The following is a 6,438-nucleotide window of genomic DNA, read 5'->3' on the forward strand; positions in this document are numbered from 1 at the left end:
GCGCGCCGGCTCAGTCGACCTTGATGCCGGCCAGTTCCGGACGCGCCGGCGGATAAGCCGGCTTCAGGTCCTCGAAGACTTTGGTCATGATCTCGGCCACCATCAGGTTGCGGTGCGTCTTGGAATCGGCCGGCACCACGTACCAGGGGCACTGGGGCGTGCTGGTGGCCATGATCGCGGCCTCGTAGGCGTCCATGTAGGCCTTCCAGTGCTTGCGCTCGGCAAGGTCCTTGGTATCGAACTTCCAGTGCTTCTCCGGGTCCGCCAGGCGTGCCTCGAGCCGTGACTTCTGCTCGTCGCGCGAAATATGCAGGAAGCACTTGATGATGGTGGTGCCGGTCTCGGTCAGCATCGACTCGAATTCGCGGATCTGGCGGTAGCGCCGTTCGCATTCGGCGGCGTCGATCCAGTGGTGCACGCGCGAGACCAGCACGTCTTCGTAGTGGCTGCGGTTGAACACCACGATCTCGCCCGACTTCGGCACCTGCAGGTGGATGCGCCACAGGAAATCGCGCGCCAGCTCCTCGGGTGACGGCGCCTTGAAGCCCACCACGCGGATGCCCAGCGGATCGAAGCTGCGGAACACGCCGCGCACGGTGCCGTCCTTGCCGCTGGTATCCATGCCCTGCAGCACCACCAGCAGCTTGCGGCGGTGCTCGGCATAGAAGATGTCCTGCTGCGCGTCGAGCGCGTTGCTCAGCTCGATGATGCGGGCCAGGTCTTCCTCTTTCTTGCCGCATGACAGCGGCTTGCTGCCCGGGTCGAAGTCGGCAAGGCGGAATCGCTTGCCCGAGGTGATGCGGAAATCGTCCAGCGGCATGGGCGCTCCATTCGCGATGATCTGCGGGATCAGGGAATCGGGCGCCCCGGGACTGCGCTGCAACGCGGGATGGGCAAAAGGGGCGCGCAGCCCCTATGGTCAGGCCGGCAGGGCCGCCAGGTCAATGCTGCCTTCGAACACGGTGGTGGCGGGGCCGGTCATGCGCACCGGTTCCGCGCCGCCGCCCCAGGCAATGGTCAGCTCGCCGCCATGGGTGTGGACCCGCACCGGCGAATCCAGCAGGCCGCGCCGGATCCCGGCCACCACCGCCGCGCAGGCGCCGGTGCCGCAGGCCAGGGTCTCGCCGGCGCCGCGCTCGTAGACGCGCAGGCGGATGGCGTGGCGGTCAACCACCTGCATGAAGCCGGCGTTGACGCGGTTCGGGAAGGCCGGGTGGTGCTCGATCACCGGGCCGTCCTGCAGCACCGGGAAGTTCTCGACGTCGTCCACCACCTGCACCGCGTGCGGGTTGCCCATCGACACCGCCGAGATCCATTCGGTGCGGCCGTTGACCTCGAGGCCGTACAGCGTGTCGGCGCCCTCGGCATGCGTGGGCAGGCCGTGGGCGAGGAACGGCACGCGCGCCGGTTCCAGCTCGGGCGCGCCCATGTCGACCGTGACCTGGCCATCGTCCTGCAGCGTCAGCGTGATCACGCCGTTCATCACCTCGACGCGCACCGAACGCTTGTCGGTCATGCCCTGCTCGGTGACAAAGCGCACGAAGCAGCGCGCGCCATTGCCGCAGTGCTCGACCTCGCTGCCATCGGCATTGACGATGCGGTAGCGGAAATCGACGTCGGGGCGCGTCGGCTTCTCGACGATCAAAATCTGGTCCGCGCCCACGCCGAAATGCCGGCTGGCCAGCGCGCGCCACTGCGCCGGGGTCAGGTCGATGTGCTGGTGGATGCCGTCGAGCACGACAAAGTCGTTGCCCGCGCCATGCATCTTGGTGAACTTGAGTTTCATGGTGGGGATTGTAGCGGCGCGGCGCCGGACGTGCCGGCGCGCTCAGTAGATCTCGGGCTCGCCCGGCAGGCGGTGCTTGAAGCGCTTGTGGACCCAATAGTACTCAGGCACGCGCGGGCGGATGCAGTCCTCGAAGAAGGCGTTCATGCGGCGCGTGTCGTCGGTCACGCTGGCGCCCGGATAGTCCTCCCACGCCGGCAGCACGCGCAGCACGTAGCCCTGGTAGTCGGGCAGCATCTCGGTGTAGATCGGCACCACCCTGGCGCCGGTCAGGCGCGCCAGCCGCGAGACAGAGGTCAGCGTCAGCGCCTGCACGCCGAAGAACGGCACGAACTCGGAATCGCGCTCGCCGAAGTCCATGTCGGCGATCAGCTGCAGCGCCTCGCCCTTCTTGAGGCAACGCAGGATGTCGCGCGCGCTGTCGTTGCGCGAGATCATGTTGGCGCCGAAGCGCCCGCGCGCCTGCTTGAGGAAGCCGTCGAACAGGGCGTTCTTCTGCTTGGTATAGAGCGATGCGCCGGAGCGGCCGACATGCTCGCGCAGGTGGATGGTGAGCCGGATCGCGCCGGCTTCCACGCCCGCCAGGTGCATTGTCACCAGGATGTGCGGCGTGCCGTCGAGTCCGACCAGCCCGGCCTGGTCGTCGATCTGCACCCAGCGGCGCATCTGCGCCTCGCTGCCGGTCCAGAAGATGCCGCGCTCGGCAAAGCTGCGGAACAGCAGGCGGAAGCTCTGGCGCGAGAGCGCGTCGATCTCGGCCTCGGTCCGGTCCGGAAAGCACAGGCGCAGGTTGGCCTGCACCACCTTGCGCCGCTCGCTCGGGATCCGGTACAGCAGGCTGCCCAGCGCCTCGCCGAAGCGCGCGACGAAGGGATAGGGCAGTTTGCCCAGCACGGTCAGCAGGCCAATGCCGAGCCACGTGAACACACGGCTCATGAAGTCGATCGATCAGTCGCCGGCTCGGAATCCGTGCCCTCGGTAGCCGGCGTGTCCGGGGTGCCAGGGGTGCCCGCTCCGGCGGGTTGTTTGTAGCGGTTGTAGCCCCACAGGTATTGCGTCGGGCACAGGGCCACCAGTTCTTCGATGGTGCGGTTGATGACCGCGGCGGCGGCGGCGGGATCGTCCGGCAGCATGCCGCCGTCTTCGATCACGCGCAGATGGCCGCGGTAGCCGGCGCCGCGCGGCAGGCGCTCGGCGAAGATCGCCACCACCGGCGCGCCGGTCAGTTGCTGCAGCCGGTGCACCAGTGCCATGGTGTAGGCGGGCTTGCCGAAGAACGGTGCCCAGTTGCCTTCGCCGCCGCTGGGCACCTGGTCGGGCAGGATGCCCACCGCCTGGCCGCGCTTGAGCGCCTTCACCAGCATGCGCACGCCGCGCGGCGTGGCCGGCGCCATGTGCATGCCGGGCCGGGTGCGCATCTTTTCGATCCAGTCGCGCAGCCACGGCTGGTGCGGCGGCTTGAACAGCGCGGTCACGGGGCGATGCAGCGCGTGGGATTGCGGCAGCACCTCGAAGCAGCCCAGGTGCGGGGTCAGGATGATGATGCCCTTGCCGCGCGCCTGCAGCCGGGCGAGTTCAGGCCACAGGTGGTCGTCGAAGCCGTACAGCTTCGCGCCGATCCGCGAGCGGCTCCAGAAGTAGGGCATCTCGATGATCATGCGCCCGGCCGAACGGGCGGCCTCGTCGATCATCGCTTCGGTGGCGTCGGGGAAGGCGAGCCGGAAGTTCTCCCGCAGGCGCTGGCCATAGCGGCCAGGCAAACGTGCGATCAGCAGGCCCAGCGCGCCGCCCGCGGCCTGCAGCAGCCGCAGCGGAAAACGGGAGATCAGCCAGAATAAAAAAGTCATCAGGCGCGGAAAAAGGGTCCAGGCAAGTCCGCCGCCGGGTCTGTGCCGGGATCAGGCGGGCAGGCAGGCGTTGGTCCGGCATGCCGGCAAGGTGTCGTACCGCACGCCTGTGGCGCTGCAACGACGCCTGCAGGCGCGTATAATAGCGTGTATCGCCGAGTTAACTGACAACTTGCGGGGCGATGCGGCTCTAACCGGGCTGCCTGAAATACCGCTAAAGCGTCGCCGCCATGAACCGAACAGGCTGGCACGCAATAGCCAACCTGGAGAATAAGTTCGTGGCAAACGACTTCCTTTTTACTTCGGAATCCGTCTCCGAAGGCCATCCCGACAAGGTCGCCGACCAGATTTCCGACGCCGTCCTCGACGCCATCCTGGCGCAGGACAAGTATGCGCGTGTGGCAGCTGAGACGCTTTGCAACACCGGTCTGGTGGTGCTGGCCGGGGAAATCACCACGACCGCCAACGTCGACTACATCCAGATTGCGCGCGACACCATCAAGCGCATCGGGTACGACAACACCGATTACGGCATCGACTACAAGGGCTGCGCGGTACTGGTGGCCTATGACAAGCAGTCGCCCGACATCGCCCAGGGCGTCGACCGCGCCTCCGACGACTACCTGAACCAGGGTGCCGGCGACCAGGGCCTGATGTTCGGCTACGCCTGCGACGAGACCCCGGAACTGATGCCGTTCCCGATCTACTACGCGCACCGCCTGGTCGAGCGCCAGTCGCAGCTGCGCCGCGACGGCCGCCTGCCCTGGCTGCGCCCTGACGCCAAGTCGCAGGTCACGGTGCGCTATGTCGACGGCAAGCCGCACAGCGTGGACACCGTGGTGCTCTCGACCCAGCATGCCCCGGACATCACCCAGGCGCAGATCCGCGAGGCCGTGATCGAGGAAATCATCAAGCCGGTGCTGCCGGCGGAGATGCTCAAGGAAACCAAGTACCTGGTGAACCCGACCGGGCGCTTCGTGATCGGCGGACCGCAGGGCGACTGCGGCCTGACCGGGCGCAAGATCATCGTCGACACCTACGGCGGCGCCTCGCCGCATGGCGGCGGCGCGTTCTCGGGCAAGGACCCGTCCAAGGTCGATCGCTCGGCCGCCTACGCGGCGCGCTACGTGGCCAAGAACGTGGTGGCCTCGGGCCTGGCGCGGCAGTGCCAGGTGCAGGTCAGCTACGCCATCGGCGTGGCGCGGCCGATCAATGTGACGGTCTATACCGAAGGCACCGGCAAGATTCCGGACGCCAAGATCGCGGAGCTGGTGCAGGAGCATTTCGACCTGCGGCCGAAGGGCATCGTGCAGATGCTGGACCTGCTGCGGCCGATCTATGAGAAGACGGCGGCTTATGGGCACTTCGGGCGTGAAGAGCCGGAGTTCTCTTGGGAGGCTACGGACAAGGTGGCGGCGTTGCGGGCTGCGGCGGGGTTGTAAGAGGATAATTCCGGGGTTCGGGCGCTGGTTTTGGCGCTTTTGGCTTCGGTATGCCCCACTGGCTCGGGAGGGTTGGTGGGGTTGTTTTTTGGGGGGCCGTCGCTGTTGGTGACATGCTGTCGGCTGTTGAACCGTGTGGTTCCGCCCTCCTGGGCGGGTCACTTTTTGGCCGAGCGCCAAAAAGTAACCAAAAAGCGCGTTTACTGCCCTGCGGGCGGCATGTCTTATCGTAGTGTGCCTGGGGGTTTTCGTACGGGGCTTGGCTTCCTCACATAGCGGGACTGCCTGCCGCGGTGGTGCGCGACGGTGGCAGGGGCGTTGGAGTGGTGATTGAACGAGCCCAGAGCGCTCGGTGGCCGCCTGCTGCGGGCCTTGTCGTAGGAACGCCTACGGCTGCTGCGCCGTCAGTATCGCAGGGCGTCGGCCCTGGCACGGTACGCGTCGCTGCGCTCGCTTGGCGCTTTCGGTGCGTGCGCGCGATTCGCTTCGCTTCCGTGTACGCGCCACGACAGCGCGTGCGAGCGCAGCGATGCACTCCGTGTCAGAGCAGCTGACCTACGATAGGGAGCGCGCGCAGCGCAGCCGTAGGCGTCCCACCAATAACGTCGTTAGCAGGCTGCCACCGACCTAAAGTCGGGTTCGTCCATCCGACCTTGAACGCCAGGCACATCCAGGTAGCGTCAGCAGGGTGGAACCACCATCCGCCTGACCGTGAGTCACCACCGCGGGAACCACCAACGCCGCCTTAGCCAGCCGCTTAGGCGACGCGTTTTTTGGTTACTTTTTGGCGCTTCCCTCCATGTCAGGATAGATGTCGCCCCGCCGCCTTTCGATGAAGGACAATGGAGGGCGGTAACGATTGGAAGATGAAACGTTATCCGGCGGAGTACAAGGAATGGGTGGTTGAGCAGATGATGCCGCCCGTGAACCGATCGGTCGTGGAGTTGGCCAGGGAAACGGGTGTCACGACGGTGAGCCTGCGCACCTGGCGCAACGAGGCACGAGAGCAAGGACGAGTTGTGCCAGGCAACTGCAAACAGAGCGATAAGTGGTCCAGCGCGGACAAGTTCCGGGTGGTACTGGAGACGGCGCCCCTGAGTGAAGCGGAGCTGTCCGAATACTGCCGCAGCAAGGGCATTCAGCCAGAACAGATCCGGCAGTGGCGTGCTGCCTGTGAGCAGGCGAATGCGAAGAAGCCACCCATGGCTGACATGGCACAGCTGCGCGAGGAAGCAACCGCGAAGAAGCGAATCCGGAACCTGGAGCGTGAACTGAAGCGCAAGGACGCCGCGCTGGCGGAAACCGCAGCGCTGCTGGTGCTAAGAAAAAAAGCCGAGGCGATCTGGGGAAGGGACGAGGAGGA

At 66.3% G+C, this 6,438-nt stretch carries 6 protein-coding genes; 2 read left to right on the plus strand and 4 right to left on the minus strand.

Features of this window, described 5'->3' with window-relative positions; genetic code table 11:
* Positions 1 to 10: 10 nt before the first annotated feature.
* From FHX60_RS27375 to FHX60_RS27390, 4 genes are all read right to left on the minus strand, one after another.
* Entirely contained in the window at positions 11 to 820 is an 810-nt protein-coding gene (locus FHX60_RS27375) for a polyphosphate kinase 2 family protein (protein WP_183285184.1), read from the minus strand.
* A gap of 99 nt (positions 821 to 919) precedes the next feature.
* Positions 920 to 1,786: a diaminopimelate epimerase gene (gene dapF, locus FHX60_RS27380; RefSeq protein ID WP_183285185.1), complete on the minus strand. Its 867-nt coding sequence runs from the start codon at positions 1,784 to 1,786 to the stop codon at positions 920 to 922.
* Between the two features lie 42 nt (positions 1,787 to 1,828).
* Entirely contained in the window at positions 1,829 to 2,722 is an 894-nt protein-coding gene (locus FHX60_RS27385; protein WP_112777328.1) for a lipid A biosynthesis lauroyl acyltransferase, read from the minus strand.
* Positions 2,719 to 3,633, minus strand: a complete 915-nt coding sequence (locus tag FHX60_RS27390; protein ID WP_112777327.1) for a lysophospholipid acyltransferase family protein — start codon at positions 3,631 to 3,633, stop codon at positions 2,719 to 2,721. Before FHX60_RS27390 ends, FHX60_RS27385 begins: the two co-directional genes overlap by 4 nt.
* Positions 3,634 to 3,911: 278 nt before the next feature.
* Here FHX60_RS27390 and metK point away from each other — a divergent pair, with 278 nt between their 5' ends.
* Complete coding sequence (gene metK / locus FHX60_RS27395) at positions 3,912 to 5,075, plus strand: methionine adenosyltransferase (protein WP_183285186.1); 1,164 nt, start codon at positions 3,912 to 3,914, stop codon at positions 5,073 to 5,075.
* A gap of 866 nt (positions 5,076 to 5,941) precedes the next feature.
* Positions 5,942 to 6,438 (plus strand): transposase (locus tag FHX60_RS27400; protein WP_183285187.1); only part of this gene is annotated, 497 nt, incomplete at its 3' end.

Source organism: Cupriavidus alkaliphilus (genome assembly GCF_014191175.1).
In the GTDB taxonomy this organism is placed as follows: Bacteria; Pseudomonadota; Gammaproteobacteria; order Burkholderiales; family Burkholderiaceae; genus Cupriavidus; species Cupriavidus alkaliphilus.